We start from the raw sequence: 415 nt of genomic DNA, 5'->3' as shown, positions 1-415 counted from the left end.
GCATCAACAAGTTACGTTCAGTTTTGAATGTTCATTTTTACATTCAAAAAAACACCCTTTTAATAGGGGCCTATAGCTCAGCTGGTTAGAGCGCACGCCTGATAAGCGTGAGGTCGGTGGTTCGAGTCCACTTAGGCCCACCATTGAGTATTTGAGACCTTTTTTATTTTATAAAGGGGCCTTAGCTCAGCTGGGAGAGCGCCTGCCTTGCACGCAGGAGGTCAGCGGTTCGATCCCGCTAGGCTCCACCATAGAACATTGAAAACTGAATAAAACGACATTGAAATAACAACGAAACAAACCGAGTAATACAAGAATGTCTTCTTTATATCGCTATAAAGAGCATTCCGAAATGCAGGCGCGGACATCATACCCCCGCAGACCACATTTCAAATAAATTAAAGTTTCAAGAAGC

General features: G+C 43.6%; 2 tRNA genes. Both read left to right on the top strand.

From position 1 onward, the window contains the following. Positions 1-66 precede the first annotated feature (66 nt). Positions 67-143 (top strand) — tRNA-Ile (locus tag IRY55_RS13380). Between the two features lie 32 nt (positions 144-175). After that, a tRNA-Ala gene (locus tag IRY55_RS13375) sits at positions 176-251 on the top strand. Positions 252-415 lie beyond the last annotated feature (164 nt).

It is taken from the genome of Savagea serpentis (genome assembly GCF_015351395.1).
Lineage (GTDB): Bacteria > Bacillota > Bacilli > Bacillales_A > Planococcaceae > Savagea > Savagea serpentis.
The sequence above is the reverse complement of the archived record's forward strand: the minus strand, read 5'-3'. Positions and strand labels throughout refer to the sequence as shown.